The organism is Myroides odoratimimus (genome assembly GCF_030326305.1).
GTDB lineage: Bacteria > Bacteroidota > Bacteroidia > Flavobacteriales > Flavobacteriaceae > Flavobacterium > Flavobacterium odoratimimum_A.
Genome location: NZ_JACAKB010000026.1, coordinates 16,952 through 42,131, shown reverse-complemented (window position 1 = coordinate 42,131; position 25,180 = coordinate 16,952). Strand labels below are relative to the sequence as shown.

Genomic DNA, 25,180 nt, shown 5'->3' with positions numbered 1-25,180 from the left:
CGGTTAACACTTCCTGCTGTAATGGCGTGTTCGGGACTTACACCCTAGAGTTATCACCCATGCTGGGCACACATATAAAAGGGTTATAGAAGTTTCTATAGCCCTTTTTTAATACTCTAATATCACCGTTATAATCAGTAATATTTTATTATATTTAATCCTTTCAAATTATATTAAAAACACATCCAATGAGAACACTACCTTTAGTAATTATAGCCTTTCTATTAATGAGTTTCACTATAAAAGATAAAGGTTTTCTAATAAAGGGAACAACAAAAAATATTCCTGAGGGAGAAATGATTTATTTAAAAGTTCTAGATCCTGAGACTAATAATTTTAATGCTATAGATTCTGTTCGTTTAACGAATAATACTTTTGAATTTAAAGGGAATACTACGTACCCTACTTATGCGTTATTAGAACTATCTGAAAACGTTACTGAATTAGTAGTTTTAGAAAATGGAGTTATTAATTTTCAATATGATTTTAATGATGATCTAAGTACCTCTGCTATTGGTACAAAAAACAATAATGAATTAAATGCTTTTCACAATAATATAAAAAGGGTACAGAAAGAAGCTAATGCATATAGAGATACGAATCAAGATATCTTAACACAAGCTATAAAAGATAATGACAGAGAGGTACTAGAAAGACTATCAAAAGAATTTAAAGTCTATGTAAAAGACATTAATGACATTATCACAAATCAACTAACTCAACATAGCAATTCATTCACATCATCTGTTATTTTATTTCAACGAATAGACAATAAAAATATAGATATTAATGAGGCTAGATTATATTATAACCAATTAGCAGATAATATAAAACAATCTAATATAGGTATAGCTATTAAAAACCTATTAGACAATTCTGCTACTAATACCACAGTAAAAGTAGGAGACAAAGCATTAGACTTCTCAGGTAAAGATCCTAATGGAGAAGAGATTTCACTATTAGCTAATCTTGGCACAGTAACCATTGTCCACTTCTGGGCTCCATGGTGCCCTGCATGTCACGAAACACTACCTACAATAAAGGCTATTTATGAAAAATATCACGATAAAGGCTTGAATATCTTTAGTATTGCCTTAGATGACAATAAAGAAGAATGGATAGATAGTATACGAAAAGAAGGACTTAATTGGCTTCACATCTATAATCTTTATGAAATTCAACTACAATATGGAGTTAAAAATATTCCAACAGTATTTGTTTTAGACAAGAATGGAACTGTAATAGATATTAACCACTTAGAAGTAGACTTTGACCAATTACTTACTAAATATTTAGGAAAATAATATCTGCGCTCATGTTCTACTAATTATCCTAAACTGATTACTCTATAACTAAAAATATATTTTTTAAAAATATTGTAACAAATCATAACATTAGACTACTTATAGACATGAACAAACATTTGGAACAAGAATTCGTTGCTCTTTTGGATAAGAATCAAAACCTTATCCACAAAGTCTGTCGACTATATACAGTCGATGAAGCAGCTCATAAAGACTTGTTCCAAGAAATTTCTATTCAACTATGGCATGCTTACCCTAAGTTTAGAGGAGACTCTAAGTTCTCTACATGGGCTTATAGAGTAGCTCTAAACACTGCTATATCTCTATATAGAAAGAAAAATAGAGAAGTAAGCACAATACCCTACGATAGTACATTTTGCAAATTCGAATATTCTGAATACAATTATCAGGAAGAAGAACAGCTAAAACTAATGTATAAAGCACTTCAACAATTAAATGATATTGAAAAGGCTTTAGTTTTTATGTATTTAGAAGACAAAAACTATGAAGAAATAGCAGAGACATTAGGTATTAGTGAAGTCAATGCTAGGGTAAAAATGAATAGAATAAAAAGTAAACTTAAAAAGATATTAAATCCCTAGAGGCAATAGAATATGAAGGAGTTAGATTTATTAAAAAAACACTGGAATAGCGACCAAAAATTTCCTAAGATCTCTACACAAGAGATACAAAAGATGATACATAAGAAGTCATCTTCTATAGTCATGTGGATATTTATCATCAGTATAGTTGAATTTATTGTACTAAACGGTTTTAGTTATTTATTCGGATCAGACTTAAGCGGAAATGATATTGGTCCTATTTATACTTTTATGATTAATAACCTAGATTGGTTATCATTAGGAATATCAGTAATATTCATTACTATCTTCTACTTAAACTATAAAAAAATATCTGTGGCTGATTCCACTAAACTATTAATGGAGTCTATTCTGAAAACAAAAAAAACAGTTAACTATTATATTTACACAAACCTAATTATCTTCTTTATAGCTTTCATTATTATATTGATTGATATTCTGACACATGATGATAAACTAACCTTACCTACAGCTTTAATTAGCGCCGTGATTGTGATTATTATATGTGGTATATTCTTAGGATTACTGTGGTTATACTACCGTCTAATCTATGGTTTATTAATCAAACGATTAATGAAAAACTATACAGAGCTAGAGAAAATAGATTATGAATAAAAACATTTTCCATTATTTTGCATAACTTAGACAAAATATTGGTTTTAAAGAATGACGATAACACAATTAATATATGTATTAGCAGTAGCAGAACATAAAAACTTCACACTTGCTGCAGAAAAGACTTTTGTTACACAGCCTACATTAAGTATGCAAATCCAAAAGTTAGAGGAAGAACTCGAGGTACAAATATTTGACCGAAGCACAAAACCTATTCAACCTACGGCTATCGGTCAAGTTATTATTCAACAGGCAAAGAAAATTGTCAATGAATCAGATCGAATTAAAGATCTTATTGATTTAGAAAAAGGATTTATTGGAGGAGAGTTTAAACTAGGAATGATACCTACTATAGCTCCTACTCTACTTCCTATGTTTCTAAAGACTTTTCTAAATAAGTACAATAAGGTTAATCTAATCATAGAAGAATATACAACTGAAGAAATTATTCAGAAACTTCGCAATGGATATCTGGATGCAGCTATAGTTGCCACCCCATTAGAAGAGTCTGACATAAAAGAAAGAGTCTTGTTCTATGAACCATTTGTAGGATATGTTCCTGCAAATTTTAGACAAGAAATGGGAGCAGAACTTCATCAAGGAGATTTAGATCTAAGAAAGTTACTTTTACTACAAGATGGACATTGTTTCAGAGATGGTATAATCAATATCTGTAACAACAAAACTACTGCAGAAAGCAAAAACTTTAAATTACAAAGCGGAAGTTTTGAAACTTTAATAAATCTATCTAAAGAGGGCCTAGGTTACACACTATTACCATACCTACATACACTTTCTTTAAATCAAGATGATAAGAATAACTTAATACAGTTTGCTGATCCAAAGCCTGCTAGAGAGATTAGTTTAATATATACAGACAACGAATTAAAGCTTCAAATTATTAATGCTTTATATGAGGTTATTTTAAGTATTGTAAGAGGAGCAATAGCATTTCAAGACGTTAAAATTATTAGTCCGAAAAAGAATCAATAATTTTAACTTATATAAAATAAAAAAGGGAAGCAAATGCTTCCCTTTTTTGTGGCTTAATTAATTATTTTCTTCTTTTTCTTTCACTACAAGTCTAAATCCTTCTCCGTGAATGTTTAAGATTTCTACTGTTTCATCTAATTTAAGATACTTTCTTAATTTAGCGATGTATACGTCCATACTACGAGATGTGAAATAGTTGTCATCTCTCCAGATCTTAGTTAATGCAACTTCACGAGGCATTAAATCATTTTCATAAATTGCTAACATTTTCAACAATTCATTCTCTTTTGGAGATAATTTAATTGGCTCATCATTTTCAAAAGTTAAGAATCTCAACTTAGAATTTAAATGGAACTTACCAATTTGGAATTCAAATTTTGTATTATCTGTTTTAACTTCAGACGATTTTCTATGAATAATCGCTTTAATTTTCATTAATAATACTTCTGAATCGAATGGCTTATTTAAGTAGTCATCTGCTCCTACTTTATAACCTTTTAATACGTCCTCTTTCATTGACTTAGCTGTAAGGAAAATGATAGGCACCTCTTTATTTTTATCACGGATCTCCTTGGCTAGAGTAAATCCATCTTTATAAGGCATCATAACATCAAGGATACATAAATCAAAAGTATCTCTTTTGAATTTTTCGAATCCTTCCATTCCATTCTTAGCTAAAGTAACTTCAAAGTCGTTAATGGCTAAATAATCTTTTAAGATTGCACCGAAGTTCGGATCATCTTCTACTAATAAAATCTTTTTGTTGTTTGTTGTTTCCATGTTATATTTAATTTATTAATGGCATTTTTATAATAAAGGTACTTCCTTTGCCTTTTTCACTCTCAACATAAACTTGAGAATTATGTACTTCTACTATTTGTTGTACATAGGCTAGGCCTAATCCATGTCCTTTTACATTGTGTAAATCTCCTGTGTGTTCTCTGTAAAACTTGTCAAAAATTCTTTTTTGCGCTTGCTTACTCATTCCTACACCGTGATCTTGGATCTTGATAAGAATAAAATCCTTTACATTCTCCGTATACACATCTATAATAGGGACTTCCTTAGAATATTTAATAGCATTATCTAAAATATTTACTATTACACTAGTAAAGTGAAAATCGTTTCCTAATACATCACTTCTACGAGCATCTAAGTGTAGATTTATATCTCCTCCTCTATCTTGTATAATTAGTCCTACATGATCTACTGCATTTTCAATTACCTCATGGACATCCATGGCTTCTTTATCTACATTAAACTCACGTCTTTCTAATTTAGAGATTTGCAACACATTTTCTACTTGTGCATGCATTCTCTTATTTTCGTCTCTAATCATTTTTAAATAACGATCGACTTTTTCAGGATCACTTATAACCTTTGGATTTTTTATGGCATCTAAAGCTAAATTAATAGTAGCTATAGGTGTTTTAAATTCATGGGTCATATTATTGATAAAATCCGTCTTAATTTCTGATATCTGTTTTTGTTTAATAAGTTGGTTAATCGCATTCAAATAAGCTGCTATAATCACCATAGTAAACAGAATAGACAGTAACGTTATTCCTATTAACGAAGAGAATAAATACTTACTCTTTTCAGGGAATGTAACATATAATTGATACTTACTTCTATTTTCATTATCAGTAAAGATAGGCACTCCATAAGTAGAGCCTTCTTCGTAAATAAAATCCTCAGACTTAATCTTTGTTGACAAACCTTTGTTATAAATCCCAAACTCAAACTTAGCATTAACGCCGTATTGTTTAAGTTCTTTTTCTAACAATTCTCTCAACTTAGCTTTAGATATCCTTTCATCTATACTTCTTAGAGCCACTATATCTTTAAAATAGATATCGAACTGTGCTTTATCTAAGACATCTAGATTACCTGATTGCTCTATAACCTCGTCTGGATAATTCTGTTTAAGATTACTTCTATCTAAATCATCTCCTTTATAAATCTCAGTTTTTCGTTTAGAAACGAAATTTTTGACTTTCAAACTATCTGCTTTCTTATCAAAGAACGAACTCTTTATATTATAATCCTCTAGGACTAAGATATTAGAGTATACTATTTGCTCATTAGTAGTAGGATTGCGTTCTACTATGTAATATTGTTTCAACTCACTTTGTTTAGGTGGCGTACCTATACTATCTTTGAGTTGATTATACATTCTATAGAACTCCGTAGCTTCATTCTGTTGTAATCCACTACCAACATTTCCTAATACTTGCTGTACGTGATACTTAAACTGCTCTTCATTATTTCTATAAGAGCTAACAATCCAATACATTTGAACAATGATTATTCCTATAAGAGAAAAACTCATTATCCCTACTAAAAGTCGAAATTTGACCTTACTCATTATTTTTTCAAAATTAACATTAAAAAAAATACTCTACACGGCGATTAACATAAAATTAACGATAGTAATTGTTTAAATTTTGATTATTATATCATTAATTATCATTTTCACCTCTTTTTTTACCAAATCTTTATTAATATTAGTAATAACATAATTACTAAGGGGTATTTTGTCAAAATCTTTCATTTGGTTATTTATAATGCTTTTGACATTATCAGAAGACACCCCATCCCTCTCCATCACTCGCTTTACACGCACTTCTTCGGGGGCAGTTACTAAAATAACTAAATCACATTCTTTATGCAAATTATTCTCAAACAGCACAGCACTTTCCTTAATAACGAATGGAAAAGCGTCATTTTCTTCTTTCCATTGCTCAAAATCCTTCCGAACTTCAGGATGCACAATACTGTTTAATTTATTTAAAAGTTCCTTATCATGGAACACGATTTCTCTTATTTTCTTTCGATCTAGCACATCTCCAGTCTTCACGTTTTCTTTAAAGATACCTTGCACAGCTTCTACCACATCAGCACGATCCATAATCTGCTTTGCTCTATCATCTGCAATATAAATAGGTATTCCCTCTCCTTCAAACATCTTAGCCACAGTTGTCTTTCCGCTACCTATACCACCTGTTAACCCAACTATTAATGCCATATTATTCTTTATTATTTAAAAAACATCTCTGGTAAACCATGCTCTGCTTTTTGCTTTTTTATAAACAAAATATAATTAGCTTTTAAGAAGCCTTTACCATAACCGTAAAATTGTATAAAAATTGCGACAATTGATAATAAACTTATCTTAAAACTTTTCTCTTTTATAAAACAACTAATAAAAACTAATATAAAATAAATTATATAACATAAAATAAAACCAAATGTATAATATGTCATTAATAAACTTAACAATAAGCCTGCCATAAATAAACTAGGAAACCAATATGTTATTTTGGCAGTTTCTGGATAGCGCTGATTTAATATCGGACGTGCCTTTCCAAACTTATTGACTTGAATATAAAACTTCTGCCAATCTATTCTTCTTTTGTGATACACATAAGCCTTGCTAAATAACTGAGTGTCGAATCCTAAATTCCAAAGTCTGATTGTTAAATCAGGATCTTCCCCTGGATGTACTTTACCATAACCTCCACTTGCTAAAAAAGCCTTTTTTGAAATTCCCATATTAAAACTTCTCGGCTGAAACTTACCAATGCGCTCACTAGCACCTCTAATACCTCCAGTAGTCAAAACTGAAGTCATAGAGAAGTTTATTGCCTTTTGTACATCACTAAAGCTATCAAGAGCCGCATCTGGTCCTCCAAAACAGTCTACATACTCTTCTCTAAGATACTGATCTACTATAGCCAGGTAATTAGGAGGAATAATACAGTCTGAATCCAATACGATAAAGTACTCCCCCTTTGCTCGTTCCATTCCATAATTACGTGAAGACCCTGGCCCTGAATTAGCTTTATAGTAATAAGACACATCTAGGCTATCTTCATATTTACTAACTACTTCACGTGAATCCTCTTTAGATCCATCCTCTATAATAACAACTTCAAATGCGTCCTTATAAGTTTGCTTTGTCAAACTATCTAATAATTCATCGACCTCTTCTGGTCGATTGTAAACAGGAATAATAAACGAAAAATACATTTATATTTTTTTATAATACAATCACAAAAATATCGTTAACTATTGTAATACGGAAATTCATTCCTATATTTATCAGTACTATTTTAATATAAAATCTCTTTTTATATAAATTACAATAAATATAAAACAACCTAAAACAACTACAATGAACAAAATTCACATATTATGGGTCGATGATGAAGTGGAATTATTAAAACCTCACATCTTATTTTTAGAAAAAAAAGACTATATCGTAACCACTTGTACTAATGGACAAGATGCTATAGATTTATTTAAAGAGAACCAATATGACATCGTATTCTTAGACGAAAATATGCCAGGACTTTCTGGTCTTGAAACTTTAAATGAAATCAAGACTATTAAAAACAATACTCCTATTATCATGATTACCAAAAGTGAAGAAGAGTATATCATGGAAGAAGCTATTGGTGCCAAAATATCGGATTACTTAATCAAACCTGTTAATCCTAATCAAATTTTACTTTCTCTAAAGAAGAACCTTGATGACTCTCGTCTAATCTCTGAGAAGTCTTCGCTTAGCTACCAGAAGGAATTTAGAAATATTTCTATGGATTTAATGCAAGCTAGAGATTATGAAGACTGGATCTCTATCTATAGAAAATTACTTTATTGGGAACAGAAGTTAGAAAACATCGAAGATCAAAACCTTTTCAATATACTAGACTCTCAGAAAACGGAGGCAAATAGTTTATTTGGGAAATTTGTTGAAAAAAATTACGAAAGCTGGATTAATGATCCTGAAGATAGTCCTGTTTTTTCTCATCAAATCTTTAGAAAATGGGTTGCTCCAGAATTAAAGAAAGAGGATTCGAAATTACTCTTTATTGTTATTGACAACTTAAGATATGATCAATGGAGAGCATTCGAGGCAATAGTTACTAACCATTATAAAGTAGAGAGTGAAAACAGCTTCTTCTCTATTTTACCAACAGCAACACAGTATGCTAGAAATGCAATATTCTCTGGGATGACACCATTAGAGATGTCTGAACAACTACCACAATATTGGAAGAACGATACAGACGAAGGAGGTAAAAATTTATTTGAAAATGAATTCTTACAACATCAATTGCAAAGACTTCGACTAAACATCAAGAATGAATACCACAAAATCACAAATCTAAAAGAAGGTAGAAAACTAGCTGATAATTTCAAAGCTCTTAAAGATAACAAGCTAATCACAATAGTATATAACTTTGTAGATATGTTATCACATGCTAAAACTGAGATGGAAGTAATTAAAGAACTAGCTTCAAATGATAAAGCATACCGCTCACTTACTGTAAGTTGGTTTAGAAACTCTCCTTTATTTGAAATTATTCAACAAGCTCAGACACTAGGATATAAACTAATAATAACAACTGATCACGGTACAATCAATTGTAAAAACCCATCGAAGGTAATCGGTGATAAAAACACAAGTTTAAACCTAAGATATAAAACAGGTAAAAGCTTGACATTCGAAGCTAAAGATGTCTATCATGTTAAAGATCCAAAAAAAGTACAATTACCGAACATAAATGTAAGCAGTTCCTTTATTTTTGCAAAAAATGATTTCTTCTTAGCATATCAAAATAATTTCAATTATTATGCAGCTTACTTTAGAAACACTTACCAACACGGGGGTATTTCTTTAGAAGAGATGATCGTTCCATTTATAGTATTAAATCCAAAAGTGTAAAAATGACTGAGATAGTTTTTTCCTTAAATCAAATCCAAGAGGCAGCTAAGGAAATATTAAATAAGTTAAAACATCGCATCGTATTATTTGATGCACAAATGGGGGCAGGAAAAACCACACTTATTAAAGAAATAAGCAAACAGTTAGGTGTAGAAGATATGACGAGTAGTCCTACTTTTTCTATTGTGAATGAATATCATTCTACCTTATCTAAAGACAGAGTATATCACTTTGACCTTTATAGGTTAAATAGTGAAGAAGAAGCTTATGATATGGGAATGGATGAATATTTAGACTCTAACCATTGGTGTTTTATCGAATGGCCTGAAAAGACACCTCACATTATCCCTGAGGAACACGCTACTATAGAAATCTCTATTTTAGAAAATGGAGATAGAAAAGTGATTTTGAATAACAATTAATAACAAATACAACATGGCAACCTTAACTCCTTTTTCAATGAAAGACTTAATTCCTCAAGAAGAATGTCTGATGGTAGAACGCAAAAGAAGTGAACTTTTTATTGGCGTTCCTAAAGAAAACACCTTAATTGAGAAGAGGATTTGCATCACACCAGAAGCCGTACAGACGTTAAGTACATATGGTCATCGTGTCTTGATTGAAAAAGGAGCTGGAGAAGCCGCTAGTTATTCTGATCTAGATTATAGTAAAGCAGGAGCAGAACTTACTAGTGACACTAAGAAAATATTTGGTTGCCCTGTAATTGTTAAAGTTGCCCCGCCTACTCTAGAAGAAGTAAAACTAATGGCTCCTTACACAGTTGTATGGTCTACTATTCAATTAAAAACGCTAACTAGACAATATTTCGAAACGATATCTAAGAAAAAAATATCTGCTATTGGTTTTGATTTTATTCATGATGAGAACGGCACCTACCCTGCTGTTAGTGCATTAAGTGAAATCGCAGGAACTGCGTCTATCCTAATTGCATCAGAACTAATGACCACAACCAATAATGGTAAAGGATTATTATTTGGGAATATTGCAGGAGTTGTTCCTACAGAAGTAGTCATATTAGGAGCTGGTCTAGTAGCCGAGAACGCAGCCAGAACTGCTTTAGGTATGGGAGCTAACGTAAAAGTCTTTGACAACTCTATTCAAAAGTTGCGCAGACTTCAAAATAATTTATCACAGCGTATCTCTACTTCTACCATCCAAGAGAAAATATTACACAAAGCACTTATGAGATGTGATGTCGCCATTGGTGCTATTCGTGGTAAAAATCGCGCTCCTATTGTAGTGAGTGAATCGATGGTAGATAATATGAAAAAAGGCGCCGTAATTATAGATGTGTCCATTGATACAGGTGGTTGTTTTGAAACATCAGAACTAACTACTCACGACCATCCTACACGTATTAGAAGTGGTGTGATACATTATGGAGTGCCAAATATCACTTCGAGATACAGCAGAACAGCTTCTATGGCTCTTAGTAATATTATTACCCCACTATTACTAGAATATACTGATTCTGGTGACTTAGAAGGCACTGTTAATTGTGATAGTGTTATTAAATCTGGAATATATAGTTATAAAGGGTTAGTGACTAATCGCAACGTAGCAGAATGGTTTAACCTTGATTATAAAGACATTCACCTTTTTACCTTTTAAAATTATTATAAATCTTTAGTTTTACGGTATTGAATTGCTACTTTTGTGTAAATTTTTTAAGGAATGAAGTTTACACAGCGTTTAGCATACTACTTATTTGGATTACTTATAGGAGGAATGTTCTTATTTTATTTCTTCGGTGAGAAGAAAACAGAATTTTGTTATTTACCTAATTGTAGAGTTTTAAAAGATTTGAGAAGTAAACCCGTTACTTATTCAAAGGCAGTAGAAGCTAAGTTTAAAGAAGGTTGGGTATCTAATGATGACATACGTAAATCCCTTCAATATGGAGATGTGAATTTTTCAGAAAGCAATATTGATTTTGAAAAAGGTAAGCTTTATGTTATTATAGGTAGAAATGAGCAAAATGAAAACATATTAATCAAAGTCATAAACTATACAGATAAGATCGTACTTTATGATATTGAAAAAATGTAAAAATATTTTACAATAGGCATTGCATAATTTAAAAAACATCTTTACCTTTGCAATCCTGTTTAGGGCGATTAGCTCAGTTGGTTCAGAGCACCTCGTTTACACCGAGGGGGTCGGGGGTTCGAATCCCTCATCGCCCACTTTACAAGCTTCACTTTTAGTGAGGCTTTTTTTATACCATCTCCTATTCTTGATATTGTATTCCAAGATATATCCTTCTAAAAAGAATCTCGACACAATTTCTATTGGTAAACATTATTATCAATTCTTAAAGTTTTTTCAAAATACACGACTATACTACCTATAAAAGGTTGATTTAGGATGACACTTGAATTCGATTAATAATTAGTGTACTTAAAACAATATAATAAGTAAAACAAAAAAGAAAGTAAACCGCCGAACAACACAATATTAAAATAATCATTTCTAAAATAAGTATATAGAAAATCTATTTGTTCACAGTGTCAATTAATAAACTAAAAGTCGTTTTATTCTGACTTGCTAGGGGATTGCTTGAGGGTTTCTTGCACCTTTCTTCGACAAATACACCTTCTAGGCAAGAAAACCCCAAGGAATCTCCAGGGAATCCCCTAGAAAGTGCAAGCTAAGCGTTCTTCTCTTATTCATAAATAGTGAAAACAAAACTCGTACATTCATTTAAAGATTTTAACTTCTGTTACTACTTTAATACACTTGCACATATTGATACCATTCTAATACAATGCCATTATACAATAGTTTTCAGAGTCTTTTATTCGAACTGTAGTTAAAACTTAATTATTTTGAGTATTTCATTTCAAAAAAAATATTTTTTGTACCTTTGAATTAAATAAAAAGCATTTATCATGAAAAAGATTTTATTATTAGCTGCTGTTGTAGGTTTATCATTTACCTCTTGCAAAAAAGATGGAGAATCAGGAACTACAACTCCTGCAGTAGAACCAACAGAACAAACTGCAACTCCTACTGAGTCTACTGAAGCAACACCTAAAGAAGAACTAGGAAACGTAACTTATACGATCGCTTCTAAACTAGTAGACTGTACAGGTGTAGCACCGATGAAATGTATGCAGTACAAAGAAGAAGGTTCTGACGAATGGTTAAATATGTATGGAGGAATCGAAGGATTTAACTATGAAGAAGGATATGAATATGTAATCGAGATAAAACGTGAGAAAGTGGAAAATCCACCTGCTGACGCTTCTTCTATCAAATACATTTTAGTAAAAGAAATTTCTAAAACTAAAAAATAATATCTAGCGAGCTTAGGCTCGCTTTTTTATTCTTTTAACCTAAGTACAATCTTAGCTTCCGCTAAAATCTATAGCAATTCTCCTTAAATATTTACTCTTAATTGTCCGAAGGGCTTCTAATTCGTATCTTAGCCGTGTATTTATTTGAATAATATGTCTAAGAATCTACTTGATACACCTATAGAATACCTTAAAGGAGTTGGCCCACAGCGTGCTGACTTATTTAAACGCGAACTAGGTATATTCACCTATAGAGATTTACTACACCTATACCCAAACAGATATATCGACAGAACACAATATTATAAAATAAATGAACTTTATAATAACAATAGTGAAGTTCAGATAGTCGGTAAAATTATCCATATCAAAACTGTAGAACAAAAACGAGGAAAGCGCCTTGTCGCAACCTTTACAGACAGTACTGGACAAATAGAGTTAGTTTGGTTTCAAGGATACAAATGGATACAAGAGAATTTAAAACTAAATACTCCTTATGTGGCATTCGGAAAGCTTAATAGCTTTAACAATACCTTTTCTATGCCACACCCTGAATTAGATCTGTTAGAAGAACATCAGAAAAACATCGCTAATGCGATGCAAGCTGTCTATCCTTCTACTGAAAAATTCGGAGCGAGAATATCCAATAAGTCTATCATCAAGATGATGATGCAACTTGTCAAAGAGACACATCCTCTCTTTATGGATACCTTATCTGATGAATTCAAGAGAAAACTCAGCTTGATTTCAATGCAAGAAGCCTTAATTAACATCCACTTTCCTAAGAATATGGATATGTTGAATAAGGCTCAATTTAGACTAAAGTTCGAAGAACTATTCTATGTTCAGTTACAGTTATTAATTAAAAATATAGCACGAAAAGACAAGATTAAAGGATACCCTTTTGAGAAAGTTGGTGATTACTTTAATACTTTTTATAGCGAACACCTACCCTTCCCTCTTACTGGAGCTCAAAAACGAGTTTTAAAAGAAATCAGGAATGATGTAGGTGCTCCAGCGCAAATGAATCGCCTCTTACAAGGTGATGTGGGGTCTGGAAAAACAATAGTTGCTTTTATGAGTTGTCTTCTAGCATTAGACAATGGGTTTCAAGCTTGTATCGTAGCTCCTACAGAAATTCTAGCTACCCAACATTATGTTGGGATTAAAGAACTAGGAGAACCTTTAGGATTAAAGATAAAATTACTTACAGGTTCTACTAAAACGGCTGAGAGACGTGTATTGCACAAAGAATTAGCTTCTGGAGAGCTACATATACTTATCGGTACACACGCCTTATTTGAAGATAAAGTTATCTTTAAAAATCTAGGTTTAGCTATTATTGATGAACAACACCGATTCGGAGTAGAACAACGTTCTAAACTATGGCATAAAAACGAATTGCCACCTCATGTGTTAGTCATGACTGCTACACCTATACCTCGTACATTAGCTATGAGTCTATATGGAGACTTAGATATCTCTGTTATTGACGAACTTCCACCAGGACGTAAACCAATACAAACTAATCACTACTTCGAAGGTAAGCGCTTAGCTGTATGGCATTTCTTAAAAACAGAAATCGCAAAAGGAAGACAAGTCTATATCGTATATCCATTAATAGATGAAAGCGAAACATTAGACTATAAAAACCTAATGGAAGGATATGAAGCCATATCACGAGATTTCCCTTTGCCAGAATACAGTGTCAGTATTGTACATGGCCAGATGACTCCTGCAGAAAAAGATAGAGAGATGGACAGATTCATTAAAGGAGAGACGAATATTATGGTAGCTACTACTGTGATTGAAGTTGGTGTTAATGTACCTAATGCATCCGTGATGATTATCGAAAGTGCAGAGCGCTTTGGATTATCACAATTGCATCAATTAAGAGGACGCGTAGGTCGTGGAGCAGAACAGAGTTATTGTATCCTAATGACAGGAGATAAACTGAGTAATGACTCTAAGATCAGAATGGAAACGATGTGTCGTACTAATGATGGTTTCGAGATTTCAGAAGTTGATCTAAAACTGAGAGGACCAGGTGATATTATGGGAACTCAACAGAGTGGTACCCTTCCTTTAAAGATAGCTGATATTATTAAAGATCAAGAGATTATGCTCTATGCGAGACATCATGCTGTACAGCTGTTAAAAGAAGACCCTACACTAGAAGAACCCGAAAACCAAAGAATCAAAAATAAATTAAACATTCTAAATAGTAAAACCACTATCTGGAACTATATAAGCTAAAACACACAACACTTATGAAATTAGTTTTCGCATCAAACAACAAAAACAAGATTAAAGAGATCAAAAATCAATTACCTGATACAATTGAAATCTTAAGCCTAGAAGATATTGGATGTAATATCGACATTCCTGAGACAGCAGATACTATAGAAGGTAATGCTAAACTAAAAGCTGATTTTGTCAAAAGACATTATGGGTATGACTGTTTTGCTGATGATTCAGGATTAGAGGTAGATGCTTTAAACGGTGCACCAGGAGTATACTCAGCTCGTTATGCAGGAGAACAAAAAAATGACAATGACAATATAGACAAATTGCTTGAGGTACTTCAAAAAGAAGAGAACAGAAAAGCCAACTTTAAAACAGTAATTTGCCTAAATCTACATACAGAGACATACTATTTCACTGGCATTATAGATGGACAACTATTAAAAGAGAGACAAGGTACAGAAGGATTTGGTTATGACCCAATCTTCGTAGCAGATGGAATGGACAAATCTTTTGCTGAAATTGATATCAATGCTAAGAATGCTATTAGCCACAGAGGAAAAGCTGTACGCCAATTAGTCGACTTTTTATTAAAACGATAATACTATAAAAAACAAAAAACGCTGTCTTTCGATAGCGTTTTTTTGTTTTTATTATTTGGGGTAATACTCCCTACTCTTTAAATATTACACAAAGTGGTACTCTTTTAACTCATCTGCTAACTTATGCAATCCATCCTGTATCTGCTTTGCTTTTTTATCTGACAATTCAACAGGTTCAACTGATAATCTCCTTAATAGACTCGGATTAATACCTAAGTAGGTAGCTAACTTTGTTTTATTAAACAACTCATAACTATCAAAAAAGGTGTTTAAATCCAAATAGTAAACTACTTCAGCCAAACTAAGCTCTAAAGCCCTCTCATTATTACCCAATTCTTTTAGATAATCAATTTCCATAGACAATACTTCTTTAAAATTAGCTTTAACTTCATCAAAAGTATCACCAACAGTCACTGCTCCTTGCAATTCCTCAGAATATGCACTATAACCAGTTTTACTACGCTCTAAAATCACTTTAATTCTCATCACTTTCCATTTACATTCAACAATTTTACTTTAATCCAGCCTGTTTTAAAATTGACTGTTCTGTACCCTTTTTCAATTCTGCTGAAGGGTGCCTGGGAAGTATTACTCTTCCACTCTTTATAGGATGTACATATAAAGAATGATTACTCCCCTCTCTCAATAAATACCAACCATCCTTAACTAGGATTTTCAGCATTTCACTTACCTTCATAATAAAGTAGTTTAGTTGTGTTACAACAAAGATAAGTAACATTTTTGTTACAACACACTAATAAGTAACTAAAATGTTACTTACTGATATAAAAAACATCTTATGAACTGTTTGTTTCTCTCTATTAAAGTTCTATTACGACTTCTAATCTTATATTTCGGCATACTTTTCGCTATGTCTGAATGACTTATTAAGAATAAAGTGAATTAAATACTATAAAACTAGAATAAGTCCACTCTTGCTATTTGTTAAATAAAAGAAAGATATATAAAGTGTATAAAAAGTACTTATTATGACACAACATTCATGATATAGACACTTTTAAGCAAAATAAAAATTATAAAAAGGAAGATACATCATTACATTATCTTTAAAAAAAACGCTCAAAACAGGCGTTTAAATTATTTTCGAATAATAAACCTGCAATAACTACAATTATAATTTGAATAGTAGTATATTTGCGGCTATTTTAATATTTATATGAACAATTTCGAACAATTAGGATTAAATGAATCTCTTTTATCTGCGATCAAGGATATGGGATTTGAAAATCCATCAGAGATCCAGCAAAAGGCGATTCCATTACTATTAGAGAAAGATACCGACATTGTTGCGTTAGCCCAAACGGGGACTGGGAAAACCGCAGCTTTTGGTTTTCCTTTGATTCAGAAGATAGACGTTTCTAATAAGAATACACAAGGTCTTATCTTATCGCCGACTAGAGAGTTATGTTTGCAAATCGCAAACGAAATCAAACAGTACTCGAAGTATGTAAAAGGACTTCATTCAGTAGCTGTTTATGGAGGGGCTAGCATTACAGAACAGGCAAAAGACGTAAAACGTGGAGCACAAATTATCGTCGCTACTCCTGGTAGAATGCAAGACATGATTAACCGTGGTATGGTTAACATTAAAAACATTAATTACTGTATCCTAGATGAAGCAGATGAAATGCTTAACATGGGATTCTATGAGGATATCACGTCTATTTTAGCGGATACTCCAAAAGAAAAAAACACATGGTTATTCTCTGCTACTATGCCGCAAGAGGTTGCGCGCATCGCAAGAGAGTTCATGAAAACTCCAGAAGAAATTACTGTAGGTCATAAAAACCAAGGTAATACTAATGTAAGTCATGAATTTTATTTAGTATCTGCTAGAGATCGCTACCCAGCGCTTAAACGTTTAGCAGATGCCAATCCAGATATTTTCTCTGTAGTGTTCTGTAGAACGAAGAGAGATACGCAATCTATTGCTGAAAAACTTATCGAGGATGGATACAACGCTGCTGCATTACACGGAGACTTATCTCAAGCTCAACGTGACGCAGTAATGAAATCATTCCGTGGTAAACAGATACAAATGCTTGTAGCTACTGACGTTGCTGCTCGTGGTATCGACGTAGATGACATTACTCACGTAGTAAACTACCAATTACCTGACGAAATCGAAACGTATACTCACCGTAGTGGACGTACTGGACGTGCTGGTAAATCAGGTACTTCTATGGTTATCGTAACGAAAAGTGAATTAAGAAAAATTCAACAAATCGAAAGAATCATCAAAACTAAATTTGAAGAGAAACCAGTTCCATCTGGAATTGAGATTTGTGAAATTCAATTATTCCACTTAGCGAATAGAATTAAAGAAGTAGAAGTTAACACAGAGATTGAGGCTTATTTACCTGCAATTACTGAGTTATTAAAAGACTTCGACAAAGAAGAAATCATTAAAAAAGTAGTTTCTGTTGAATTTAATAGATTCTTAGAATACTACCAAAAAGCTTCTAACAGCTTATCTAGTGTATCTGCTGGAAGAAACAATTCTAAAGAAGTTCCTACAGACGGAGCAGTACGTTTCTTCGTTAACTTAGGTGCTAAGGATAACTTAGACTGGATGACGTTAAAAGATTTCTTACGTGATACTTTAGAGTTAGGTCGTGATGACTTATTCAAAGTTGATGTAAAAGATGGTTTCTCATTCTTCAACACTGAAGCTGAACACGCTGAAAAAGTAATGGAAACATTAAACGGTCTTGAATATCAAGGACGCCGTGTGAATGTTGAAATTTCTAACAATGATGGTGGTAGAAACGGTGGACGCCGTGACCATAACAACCGTAAAGGTGGATTCAGAGGTGGAGAAAGAAGATCTGAAGGTGGATTTAGAGGTGGTGAAAGAAGATCATCTAATAGATCATCTGAAGGAGGATTCAGAGGTGGAGAGAGAAGATCGGATAGATCATCATCTGAAGGACGTGGAGAAAGAAGATCAGACAGATCATCAGAAAGAGCTCCTCGTAACGAACGCGGATCTAGAAGAAGTAGCGAAGGAGATTCATCTAGAAGAACTAGAAGAAACTAATTTGTTAATTTTTTTAAAATAGCATACAAAACTGTAAAATATCTTTTACTTTTAAGCAATCTTAAAAAGTATGAGAAATTTTACAGTTTTTTTATTTATAATACTTTCTGTTTTAACTGTAGCGGCTCAAGATCGCACTAGTGTTAAAGGAACTATTCTAAATGACAAATCATTTTTACCAGTAGATGATGTGAATGTCATCAATATTAGCCAAGTCAAAGGTACAATCAGTAAGAGAGATGGTTCTTTCACAGTAGAAGCCAATCTTAATGATTCTATACACCTATCCTACCCTGGTTATATCCCTATTAAACTTAAAGTAACCAACGATTGGTTAAACAACGAGAATCTAAAGATTTACTTTACAGAAAACACAATAGAACTAGACGAAATTCTTATTAAGAAATTTGACTTAACTGGGTACTTAGAAGTGGATACCAAACTAATTGAATTAAACGAAAAAATGCAGTTTGACTTCTATAGACAAAATAAAACTCCTTATTATGGTACAGCTATGGGTACTTTCTTTAGCCCTGTTGATGCTGTGTACAACCTATTTAAAGGAAAAGATAAAAAACTTAAGAAAATCGAAGCTATTAAAGAAGATCAGAATATGATTGCTTTAATGCAGACCAGATATGACAGAGAGATTGTTTGTGGCTTATTAGAAATCACAAGAGAGGATATCGTAAAATCTCTTCAAAACTGTAATTACACAGACAAGTTTATCTATACCGCTACAGACTTCCAGATTTATCAAGCATTAAATGATTGCTACGATAATTCTAAGCTATTAGCTTCAAAAAAGAAAAATGCATCCAATTAAGGGATGTATTTTTTTTGCTCTTTTTTCACGAATTGTAAATATGATAAAATAGAAATAAAACCTATTTTTGTACAAATAACAACACATCACTAATTAAAAACTACTTCACAGAAAATGAATATCATTTTAAAAGCTGCAAAAGTAATCGATCCTACTAGTCCATTTCACAACCAGACAGTTGACATTCAAGTCGAAAATGGCCTTATTACTAAAATCGCTAATCAAATAGAAAATGACCAATTCGAACAAATCAAGTATGATAACCTACACGTTTCTCAAGGTTGGTTTGACAGCTCTGTTTGTTTAGGAGAACCTGGATTCGAAGAAAGAGAGAATATCGCTCACGGTTTAGAAGTAGCTGCTAAAAGTGGATTTACACAAATCGCAGTCGAACCTAACACCCATCCTATCACTGATTCTCAAAGTATAGTAAGTTTTATTAAACAAAAAGCTCTTGGACAGACCACAGAGGTATTTCCTATTGGAGCACTTACTGTAAAATCAGAAGGAACAGACCTAGCAGAGTTATTTGACATGAAAAATGCAGGAGCTATTGCTTTTGGTGATTACAAAAAGCCTATTCAAAATGCCAATGTATTAAAAATTGCTCTGCAATATGTACAAGACTTCGACGGGCTAATTATCGCCTTTTCGCAAGACAATAGCATCAAAGGTAAAGGAGTAGCTAATGAAGGCGTAGAAAGCACTAAATTAGGCTTAAAAGGAATCCCTACTCTAGCAGAAGAATTACAAATAGCACGTAATCTATTTTTATTAGAATATACTGGAGGAAAAGTACACTTCCCAACAATATCAACTGCAAGATCAGTAGAGTTAATCAAAGAAGCAAAACAAAAAGGACTAAATGTTACTTGTAGTACTGCTGTTCATTTATTAACGATGACAGATGAGAAACTAGCAGACTTCGATACTCGTTTTAAAGTATATCCTCCCCTAAGAGATGAAGCTACTAAACAAGCTTTGATCAATGGAGTACTAGACGGAACTATCGACTGTATCACTTCAGAGCATAACCCGCTAGACATTGAACATAAAAAACTAGAATTCAACAGTGCTTCTAATGGAACTATTGGTTTAGAGTCAGCATTTGCTGCGCTTAATACAGTACTACCTTTAGAAGTTATAGTAGATAAATTGACTAGCGCTAGAACTATATTTAAAATAGACACACCATCTATCAAAGAAGGTAATAAAGTAAACATCACTTTATTTAATCCTTCAAAAGAATACAGTTTTACAAAAGAAAACATCTTGTCAAAATCTAAAAACTCTGCTTTCTTAAACCATCCAATGAATGGTGAAGTATACGGAGTAGTAAACGGAGACAAAAAGACTCTAAAATAAATTAATCAATATACATAATGCTGAAGACTTTTAACGAAAAGGAGATCAAAACTGGTAAGACCATGGCCATCGTGTCACATATAACTATTATAGGTTGTCTTATTGCTATTTTTATGAACCTAGAACCTAAGAATAGATTTGCTGGTTTTTATATCAAACAATCTTTTGGAATTTGGTTATTCTTTTATGCACTTGCTTATACAGCAGGTCGTTTTGATTCTTGGATGATTTCAGGGCCTTTTTACTTCTGTTTCTTCCTACTTTGGGTTTATAGTTTTGCAGGAGCAATAAACAGTGAAATTAAGCCATTACCAAAAATTGGCGTATATTTCCAAAAATGGTTTGACAAATTATCAGCTTAATTATGGATACATCACTTTCAATTTCATACTTAATTAAAGAGCCTAAAGTAATAAAGGACAAAAATCCAGTAATTATCTTATTACATGGATATGGTAGCAATGAAGAAGACTTATTCTCTTTCGCTCCTGAATTACCAGATGACTACTATGTTATATCTGCACGTGCACCATATACAGTACCTCCTTACGGATATGCTTGGTACGCTATTACCTTTGATGCAGATGCTAACAAATTCTCAGATGACAACCAAGCGATTGAATCAAGAGATTTAATTGTTCGTTTTATTGACGAACTTGTAGCAAAATACCCTATAGATGCTAACAATGTTAACTTAGTCGGGTTTAGCCAAGGAGCTATACTTAGCTATGCTATCGCTTTATCTTATCCTGAAAAGGTAAATAAAGTAATTGCCTTAAGTGGTTACTTCAATGAAAACATCATTGCAAAAAACTATAAAGAAAACAACTTAAGCAAATTGAGCTTATTTGCATCTCACGGAACAGTTGATCAGGTTATACCTATTGATTGGGCAAGAAGAACACCTACAATTCTTACAAGTTTAGCTGTCAAGCATACTTATAAAGAATACCCTGTAGGACATGGAGTACATCCACTAAACTTCAGAGATTTCAAAGAATTCCTTTTAGAAGAGTAATAAAATAAGTAAGGCTAGTGTTATACACTAGCCTTACTTATTTATACACAACTTAATTATGTTTTATTCTTCATGAACATCTTCCTCTATCGGTTGATCAGAGTTAATGATTTTTAATTCTATAGTCTTTGCCGCTGTAAAGACAGTCTCTCCTTTATGTTTTAAAACCATCCCTTCATTAGATAATTCCCAACCATCGTTTATATAAGCACTCTTATCTTTAGCAAGATCTAAGACAATCCCTTTTTTATGATTTGGCAAAAATATTTCTGCTTTCTTTTTATCCTTAGCATAAGTAACAAAACAGCTAACACTATTATCCTCTAAAGCGTTATCCTCTGTTGTATCCTCTTCTAACCCTACTGGATTAAGTCTAAACCCTATCTCGAATATACGAATACAGTTATTCTCTAACTCACTCCAACGATATCCAGCTGAATAAGCACACCCCAATACTTCATCATCTTCATCTAGTGTTACAATCTCAGTACTTCCGTCTGTTATGACCATTCCTTTTTCATTATCATCTTTATTATCTTTCAAGATGAAATCACAGGACGTCATAGTAAGTAACAATATAACAAACAAACTTATTGACTTTTTCATACTACTCTATTTTTATATTAGACGACACTACTTCGTAGCGTACATAACAGTATCTATGGTCTTAAACCCCGTAGGTTTACCCTCTGTGTAAAAATACTTAATTAAAACTTCTCCATGAACAGCTCCTGCATAAAAATCAGCAATTATCCATCTATGATTTAGAACTTTAACTTTATTAATCACACATTTCTCTCCATTAATCACTCCATAAGGAACTAATGGATTACCATTATCTTGATGGTTTAAGGCCAATACCTCTTCTTTTATAGAAGTTAGAGATTGATCTATTGTTTTATAATTAAAATACTCTTGTGCATCTTCATTGTACTCGATAGAAAAATAATTTGCCTCATTAAAATCCTTAGTAACTTCTTTTAATGAATCTCGAACAATATCAATGCGTTTATGAGCTATTTCTATCTTCTTCCCCTCCATCTTATACATATTCTTATTATTGGCATATAGAAGAACAAGAATTACAAGTGAAAAAAGGAATAGGTAAAAGAAAGCTTTATGTTTCATAATGTGCTAATAAATTATATAGTGATTTTTAAATTGTCGTACGCCAAATATACATCTTTTGGGAGTATATTTTCTACATCTTTATGAAAACCTAAGTCTTGTGCTATATGAGTTAAATAAGCTTTCTCTGGTTTTATTTTATCAATAAAAGCAAGCGACTCATCTAAACTAAAATGAGTAGGGTGATCCTTAATACGCAAAGCATTTACAATTAAAACCTTACACCCTTTTATCTTTTCAACCTCTTCATCTGTGATGTACTTAGCATCTGTGATATAGACTAAATCCTCCAATCTATACCCCAATATAGGCAAAGGCCCATGCATTACATCAATAGGAATAATAGTCTTCTCCCCTATCGTAATGGTATCTTGTGAAGTAATGCTATGCTCTTCTACACTAGGAGCCCCAGGATATCTATCTTCTTTAGTAAAAATATAATCATATCTTCTCTCTAAGGCTTTTATTACTCTTTCTTGAGCATAAATTGGCAACGAGCCATGCAAGATGGTTAATGGCCTTATTTCGTCTAATCCTGCGATGTGATCAGCATGTTCGTGAGTAAAGAATATTGCATCTAATTTACTACACCCAGCAGTCAACATTTGTTGTCTAAAGTCAGGCCCACAGTCAATCAAAATAGTGTGTTCATCCCACTTAACCAATACAGATGTTCTCAACCTTTTATCCCTTGAATCTATACTGTGAGCTACTGGATGATCTATACCTATTATCGGAATACCCTGTGAAGTACCCGTACCTAAAAAATATACTTCCAAAATGACATAAATTTTCCACAAAAGTACGGTTTATCTTTTTTTGTTGTACGATATTTGTTAGGTTTGTTTAAAATAGCTAATTCATGAAAAACTTTGCTGAAGATTTAGTACTAAATGGGGATAGAGTAATAGAACATCACCCTGCCATTTCAGATAAAGCACTAAAAATCAACCTTAACAACAACATTTACGGAACATTTGCAGAAATCGGTGCAGGACAAGAGACAGTCCGTCACTTCTTTAGAGCTGGTGGTTCTTCTAGAACAGTAGCCAAAGCGATGTCTGCTTATGATAAAGTATTTAGTGACGCTATCTATTCTGTAGAAGAAGATGGACGTTATGTTACAGAAAGTCGCCTAATCAAAATGCTTGATTATGAGACAAAAAAGATTGAAGAAAGATTAATACGCGAAGAGAATCCTAACAAGACTTTCTTTAGTTATGCCAATACAGTAGCAACAATTGACTACGCTAAGAAAAACAAAGGGCATGGATGGGTAGGTATTATGTTTCAGACAGCTTCTAACCAAGCGTATAACAAGATAGTACTACACATACAGTTCAAAGAGACAGATTCTAAACTACAACAAGAGACATTAGGTATCTTAGGTGTGAATCTAATTTATGGTGCATTCTACCAACACCATGACGCTAAAAAACTAATTCACAGTCTTTATGACCACTTAGATAAAGATCAAATCGAAATCGATAGTATTAACTTCTCTGGTCCTATCTTTGAGACAGTAGACAATCGATTAATGAGCTTACAGTTAGTTAAAAATGGAATGACTGACGCTGTAATGTTCAGTCCTAGTGGACGTAGTGAACTAGCAGCTAACATTTTATACAAACAAAACATACTAGCACTTAGAGGTAGCTTTAGACCTGTTACTATCGTTAATATGGACATGTATCAGAAGTCTTTAGATAAATTCATGACACAAAACAACTTAGCTAAAGAAAACACTAAAGTTGTTTTTGAAATTACCTTGTCTAATCTTTTAGCAGAAGGTTCATTAGACGAAATAGACTTCTTAGATAGAGCAGACTTATTATGTTCTCTTGGACAAACTGTAATGATCTCTAATTTCCAAGAATATTATAAACTTACAGAATACTTCTCTAAATATACTGATCAGAAGATTGCATTAGCAATGGGAGTTAGTAGCTTATTAAATATTTTTGAAGAGAAATACTACACTCATCTAACAGGAGGTATATTAGAAGGTTTAGGAAAGCTATTTAGAAACACAATGAAGATCTACCTATACCCTATGATAGGTAACGAAGAACAAATAGTAGACTCTACTAATCTAAAAGTAGACTTACATATTAAAGAGTTGTATAAATTCTTCAAAAAGAACAACCAAATCATCGATATTGAAGATTATGAAAAAGATCATTTATCTATCTTCTCAAGAGATGTACTGAAGTTGCTACAACAAAATCAAAATGGATGGGAAGAAAAATTACCAGAAGGTATTTCTAAAATCATCCAAGAAAAAGAATTATTCGGATATAAAAGAAAATAAATATAAAAAAGCCATTACACTTGTAATGGCTTTTTCATTCCTATTTATTCTCACAAA

26 protein-coding genes and 1 tRNA gene are annotated in these 25,180 nt (G+C 32.5%); 18 read left to right on the top strand and 9 right to left on the bottom strand.

The annotated features are described in order from the left end of the window. Positions 1–188: 188 nt before the first annotated feature. The 4 genes from HX049_RS15065 (at position 189) to HX049_RS15050 (ending at position 3,514) form a co-directional block, all read left to right on the top strand. On the top strand, positions 189–1,304 hold the full coding sequence (locus tag HX049_RS15065; protein ID WP_286416866.1) for a TlpA disulfide reductase family protein: 1,116 nt from the start codon (positions 189–191) through the stop codon (positions 1,302–1,304). Positions 1,305–1,411: 107 nt separating this feature from the next. Continuing rightward, positions 1,412–1,906 carry an RNA polymerase sigma factor gene (locus tag HX049_RS15060; protein ID WP_041891086.1) on the top strand — a complete coding sequence of 165 codons (495 nt, stop codon included), beginning with the start codon at positions 1,412–1,414 and terminating at the stop codon, positions 1,904–1,906. Between the two features lie 12 nt (positions 1,907–1,918). After that, positions 1,919–2,521 carry a hypothetical protein gene (locus HX049_RS15055; protein ID WP_286416863.1) on the top strand — a complete coding sequence of 201 codons (603 nt, stop codon included), beginning with the start codon at positions 1,919–1,921 and terminating at the stop codon, positions 2,519–2,521. Positions 2,522–2,572: 51 nt separating this feature from the next. Continuing rightward, positions 2,573–3,514: a LysR family transcriptional regulator gene (locus HX049_RS15050; RefSeq protein ID WP_286416861.1), complete on the top strand. Its 942-nt coding sequence runs from the start codon at positions 2,573–2,575 to the stop codon at positions 3,512–3,514. Positions 3,515–3,571: 57 nt separating this feature from the next. Here the strand turns inward: HX049_RS15050 and HX049_RS15045 are convergent, their stop codons facing one another. The 4 genes from HX049_RS15045 to HX049_RS15030 all read right to left on the bottom strand — a co-directional run bounded on the left by HX049_RS15045 (position 3,572) and on the right by HX049_RS15030 (position 7,546). Continuing rightward, entirely contained in the window at positions 3,572–4,294 is a 723-nt protein-coding gene (locus tag HX049_RS15045) for a response regulator transcription factor (RefSeq protein WP_006259047.1), read from the bottom strand. 7 nt (positions 4,295–4,301) lie between these two features. Continuing rightward, entirely contained in the window at positions 4,302–5,810 is a 1,509-nt protein-coding gene (locus HX049_RS15040) for a sensor histidine kinase (RefSeq protein WP_286416868.1), read from the bottom strand. A gap of 144 nt (positions 5,811–5,954) precedes the next feature. After that, positions 5,955–6,542, bottom strand: coding sequence for a dephospho-CoA kinase (coaE, locus tag HX049_RS15035; protein WP_286416860.1), 588 nt, complete (start codon positions 6,540–6,542; stop codon positions 5,955–5,957). 11 nt (positions 6,543–6,553) lie between these two features. Further along, the gene (locus HX049_RS15030) at positions 6,554–7,546 is read right to left on the bottom strand and encodes a glycosyltransferase (protein ID WP_286416858.1); all 993 of its coding nucleotides are present in this window, start codon (positions 7,544–7,546) and stop codon (positions 6,554–6,556) included. Positions 7,547–7,691: 145 nt separating this feature from the next. Here HX049_RS15030 and HX049_RS15025 point away from each other — a divergent pair, with 145 nt between their 5' ends. From HX049_RS15025 to HX049_RS14990, 8 genes are all read left to right on the top strand, one after another. Beyond that, positions 7,692–9,248 (top strand): PglZ domain-containing protein, encoded by a 1,557-nt coding sequence (locus HX049_RS15025; protein WP_286416856.1) that lies wholly within the window; start codon positions 7,692–7,694, stop codon positions 9,246–9,248. Positions 9,249–9,250: 2 nt separating this feature from the next. After that, the gene (gene tsaE, locus HX049_RS15020; protein WP_041891065.1) at positions 9,251–9,670 is read left to right on the top strand and encodes a tRNA (adenosine(37)-N6)-threonylcarbamoyltransferase complex ATPase subunit type 1 TsaE; all 420 of its coding nucleotides are present in this window, start codon (positions 9,251–9,253) and stop codon (positions 9,668–9,670) included. Positions 9,671–9,683: 13 nt separating this feature from the next. Next, positions 9,684–10,880, top strand: a complete 1,197-nt coding sequence (locus HX049_RS15015; RefSeq protein ID WP_286416853.1) for an alanine dehydrogenase — start codon at positions 9,684–9,686, stop codon at positions 10,878–10,880. Positions 10,881–10,943: 63 nt separating this feature from the next. Beyond that, entirely contained in the window at positions 10,944–11,318 is a 375-nt protein-coding gene (locus tag HX049_RS15010) for a DUF4258 domain-containing protein (RefSeq protein WP_286416851.1), read from the top strand. A 62-nt stretch (positions 11,319–11,380) separates the two neighbouring features. Beyond that, positions 11,381–11,455 (top strand) — tRNA-Val (locus HX049_RS15005). A 705-nt stretch (positions 11,456–12,160) separates the two neighbouring features. Further along, positions 12,161–12,568 (top strand): DUF4377 domain-containing protein, encoded by a 408-nt coding sequence (locus HX049_RS15000; RefSeq protein ID WP_286416849.1) that lies wholly within the window; start codon positions 12,161–12,163, stop codon positions 12,566–12,568. 153 nt (positions 12,569–12,721) lie between these two features. After that, positions 12,722–14,824 (top strand): ATP-dependent DNA helicase RecG, encoded by a 2,103-nt coding sequence (recG, locus tag HX049_RS14995; RefSeq protein WP_286416847.1) that lies wholly within the window; start codon positions 12,722–12,724, stop codon positions 14,822–14,824. Between the two features lie 14 nt (positions 14,825–14,838). After that, positions 14,839–15,414, top strand: coding sequence for a non-canonical purine NTP diphosphatase (locus tag HX049_RS14990; protein WP_286416846.1), 576 nt, complete (start codon positions 14,839–14,841; stop codon positions 15,412–15,414). Positions 15,415–15,498: 84 nt separating this feature from the next. Here HX049_RS14990 and HX049_RS14985 read toward each other — a convergent pair whose 3' ends face one another. Both HX049_RS14985 and HX049_RS14980 read right to left on the bottom strand, forming a co-directional pair. Then, positions 15,499–15,900 (bottom strand): type II toxin-antitoxin system HicB family antitoxin, encoded by a 402-nt coding sequence (locus HX049_RS14985; protein ID WP_016649511.1) that lies wholly within the window; start codon positions 15,898–15,900, stop codon positions 15,499–15,501. 25 nt (positions 15,901–15,925) lie between these two features. Beyond that, positions 15,926–16,111 carry a type II toxin-antitoxin system HicA family toxin gene (locus HX049_RS14980; protein WP_041891048.1) on the bottom strand — a complete coding sequence of 62 codons (186 nt, stop codon included), beginning with the start codon at positions 16,109–16,111 and terminating at the stop codon, positions 15,926–15,928. Positions 16,112–16,591: 480 nt separating this feature from the next. On the opposite strand from HX049_RS14980, the gene HX049_RS14975 reads away from it, so the two are divergent. From HX049_RS14975 to HX049_RS14955, 5 genes are all read left to right on the top strand, one after another. After that, entirely contained in the window at positions 16,592–18,475 is a 1,884-nt protein-coding gene (locus tag HX049_RS14975; RefSeq protein WP_006259059.1) for a DEAD/DEAH box helicase, read from the top strand. 70 nt (positions 18,476–18,545) lie between these two features. Next, a complete protein-coding gene (locus HX049_RS14970; protein WP_006259061.1) occupies positions 18,546–19,301 on the top strand; it encodes a carboxypeptidase-like regulatory domain-containing protein in 756 nt (251 codons plus the stop codon). 114 nt (positions 19,302–19,415) lie between these two features. After that, positions 19,416–20,666, top strand: a complete 1,251-nt coding sequence (locus tag HX049_RS14965; RefSeq protein ID WP_286416843.1) for a dihydroorotase — start codon at positions 19,416–19,418, stop codon at positions 20,664–20,666. Between the two features lie 17 nt (positions 20,667–20,683). Continuing rightward, positions 20,684–21,028 (top strand): hypothetical protein, encoded by a 345-nt coding sequence (locus tag HX049_RS14960; protein ID WP_006265177.1) that lies wholly within the window; start codon positions 20,684–20,686, stop codon positions 21,026–21,028. A gap of 2 nt (positions 21,029–21,030) precedes the next feature. After that, positions 21,031–21,684, top strand: a complete 654-nt coding sequence (locus HX049_RS14955; protein WP_286416840.1) for an alpha/beta hydrolase — start codon at positions 21,031–21,033, stop codon at positions 21,682–21,684. 63 nt (positions 21,685–21,747) lie between these two features. Here the strand turns inward: HX049_RS14955 and HX049_RS14950 are convergent, their stop codons facing one another. The 3 genes from HX049_RS14950 to HX049_RS14940 are packed head-to-tail and all read right to left on the bottom strand — an operon-like array spanning position 21,748 to position 23,612. Then, on the bottom strand, positions 21,748–22,290 hold the full coding sequence (locus HX049_RS14950) for a hypothetical protein (protein WP_286416839.1): 543 nt from the start codon (positions 22,288–22,290) through the stop codon (positions 21,748–21,750). A 27-nt stretch (positions 22,291–22,317) separates the two neighbouring features. Continuing rightward, positions 22,318–22,812: a hydrolase gene (locus HX049_RS14945; protein ID WP_286416838.1), complete on the bottom strand. Its 495-nt coding sequence runs from the start codon at positions 22,810–22,812 to the stop codon at positions 22,318–22,320. Between the two features lie 14 nt (positions 22,813–22,826). After that, complete coding sequence (locus HX049_RS14940; RefSeq protein ID WP_286416837.1) at positions 22,827–23,612, bottom strand: MBL fold metallo-hydrolase; 786 nt, start codon at positions 23,610–23,612, stop codon at positions 22,827–22,829. Between the two features lie 62 nt (positions 23,613–23,674). Here HX049_RS14940 and HX049_RS14935 point away from each other — a divergent pair, with 62 nt between their 5' ends. Further along, a complete protein-coding gene (locus tag HX049_RS14935) occupies positions 23,675–25,123 on the top strand; it encodes a TonB-dependent receptor (RefSeq protein ID WP_286416836.1) in 1,449 nt (482 codons plus the stop codon). The last annotated feature ends 57 nt before the right edge of the window (positions 25,124–25,180 follow it).

Excerpts from the sequence above, each read along its gene's own strand:
- HX049_RS15045 (WP_006259047.1), bottom strand. The coding sequence starts at position 4,294 with ATGGAAACAACAAACAACAAAAAGATTTTATTAGTAGAAGATGATCCG.
- HX049_RS15025 (WP_286416856.1), top strand. The coding sequence starts at position 7,692 with ATGAACAAAATTCACATATTATGGGTCGATGATGAAGTGGAATTATTA.
- HX049_RS15050 (WP_286416861.1), top strand. The coding sequence starts at position 2,573 with ATGACGATAACACAATTAATATATGTATTAGCAGTAGCAGAACATAAA.
- HX049_RS15000 (WP_286416849.1), top strand. The coding sequence starts at position 12,161 with ATGAAAAAGATTTTATTATTAGCTGCTGTTGTAGGTTTATCATTTACC.
- HX049_RS14985 (WP_016649511.1), bottom strand. The coding sequence starts at position 15,900 with ATGAGAATTAAAGTGATTTTAGAGCGTAGTAAAACTGGTTATAGTGCA.
- HX049_RS15010 (WP_286416851.1), top strand. The coding sequence starts at position 10,944 with ATGAAGTTTACACAGCGTTTAGCATACTACTTATTTGGATTACTTATA.
- HX049_RS15060 (WP_041891086.1), top strand. The coding sequence starts at position 1,412 with ATGAACAAACATTTGGAACAAGAATTCGTTGCTCTTTTGGATAAGAAT.
- HX049_RS14960 (WP_006265177.1), top strand. The coding sequence starts at position 20,684 with ATGCTGAAGACTTTTAACGAAAAGGAGATCAAAACTGGTAAGACCATG.
- HX049_RS14980 (WP_041891048.1), bottom strand. The coding sequence starts at position 16,111 with ATGAAGGTAAGTGAAATGCTGAAAATCCTAGTTAAGGATGGTTGGTAT.
- HX049_RS14935 (WP_286416836.1), top strand. The coding sequence starts at position 23,675 with ATGAAAAACTTTGCTGAAGATTTAGTACTAAATGGGGATAGAGTAATA.
- HX049_RS15040 (WP_286416868.1), bottom strand. The coding sequence starts at position 5,810 with ATGTATTGGATTGTTAGCTCTTATAGAAATAATGAAGAGCAGTTTAAG.
- recG (WP_286416847.1), top strand. The coding sequence starts at position 12,722 with ATGTCTAAGAATCTACTTGATACACCTATAGAATACCTTAAAGGAGTT.
- HX049_RS15030 (WP_286416858.1), bottom strand. The coding sequence starts at position 7,546 with ATGTATTTTTCGTTTATTATTCCTGTTTACAATCGACCAGAAGAGGTC.
- HX049_RS14990 (WP_286416846.1), top strand. The coding sequence starts at position 14,839 with ATGAAATTAGTTTTCGCATCAAACAACAAAAACAAGATTAAAGAGATC.
- HX049_RS14950 (WP_286416839.1), bottom strand. The coding sequence starts at position 22,290 with ATGAAAAAGTCAATAAGTTTGTTTGTTATATTGTTACTTACTATGACG.
- HX049_RS14945 (WP_286416838.1), bottom strand. The coding sequence starts at position 22,812 with ATGAAACATAAAGCTTTCTTTTACCTATTCCTTTTTTCACTTGTAATT.
- HX049_RS14955 (WP_286416840.1), top strand. The coding sequence starts at position 21,031 with ATGGATACATCACTTTCAATTTCATACTTAATTAAAGAGCCTAAAGTA.
- HX049_RS14970 (WP_006259061.1), top strand. The coding sequence starts at position 18,546 with ATGAGAAATTTTACAGTTTTTTTATTTATAATACTTTCTGTTTTAACT.
- HX049_RS14965 (WP_286416843.1), top strand. The coding sequence starts at position 19,416 with ATGAATATCATTTTAAAAGCTGCAAAAGTAATCGATCCTACTAGTCCA.
- tsaE (WP_041891065.1), top strand. The coding sequence starts at position 9,251 with ATGACTGAGATAGTTTTTTCCTTAAATCAAATCCAAGAGGCAGCTAAG.
- HX049_RS15015 (WP_286416853.1), top strand. The coding sequence starts at position 9,684 with ATGGCAACCTTAACTCCTTTTTCAATGAAAGACTTAATTCCTCAAGAA.
- HX049_RS15065 (WP_286416866.1), top strand. The coding sequence starts at position 189 with ATGAGAACACTACCTTTAGTAATTATAGCCTTTCTATTAATGAGTTTC.
- coaE (WP_286416860.1), bottom strand. The coding sequence starts at position 6,542 with ATGGCATTAATAGTTGGGTTAACAGGTGGTATAGGTAGCGGAAAGACA.
- HX049_RS14975 (WP_006259059.1), top strand. The coding sequence starts at position 16,592 with ATGAACAATTTCGAACAATTAGGATTAAATGAATCTCTTTTATCTGCG.
- HX049_RS15055 (WP_286416863.1), top strand. The coding sequence starts at position 1,919 with ATGAAGGAGTTAGATTTATTAAAAAAACACTGGAATAGCGACCAAAAA.